Below are 564 nucleotides of genomic sequence, written 5' to 3' on the forward strand. Positions count from 1 at the left end.
CAAGATGCAGAAGAAAGGCGAGCGCAATACTCAACTGCTGCTGGATGAACTCGCGCATCGGCCGGATGACCCGTATGTGCTGTATCAGCTCGGCAAGGAAACCGAGCTGCATCATGAAGACTATGCAAAGGCCGTGAACCACTACGCGCGCGCCTTCAGCCTGGCGCCCGCAGATGCGCCGTACCGCCGTAACTTGGCGCTGCGTTATGTGTACAGCCTGGGCAAGGCCGACCGCGTTGACGAGGCACTGGCGCAAGGCGATGTCGCCATCCAGACGTGGCCGGACTTTCCGGATCTGTGTTTTGCGCTGGGATTGGTCTTGCTGGATGCGGCAGCCAAGCACCCTGACGAGGCAGGTGCGCGGTGGCTACCGTTGGCGGAGCAGGTCTTCAACCGCTGCCTGGAAATCGGCGATCAGCCGGAGATGGACGGCAGCGTCGTCGGCCGGGGCAGCTTCCTGGCAGCCCAGCAACTGGCGATCGTGTACCAGATGCAGAGCCAAGCGCTCGCACGCAAGTCCGAGCACTATCTGACGCTGTCAAAACAGCTGCAGGACGCGTCGTC

Annotated in this window: 1 protein-coding gene; it reads left to right on the top strand. The window is 62.1% G+C overall.

The window, feature by feature from the left end; all coding sequences use genetic code 11:
* Positions 1 to 564 (top strand): hypothetical protein (locus D1614_RS28570; RefSeq protein WP_206610192.1); only part of this gene is annotated, 564 nt, incomplete at both ends.

It is taken from the genome of Maribellus luteus (assembly GCF_003576475.1).
Classification (GTDB): Bacteria; Bacteroidota; Bacteroidia; order Bacteroidales; family Prolixibacteraceae; genus Draconibacterium; species Draconibacterium luteum.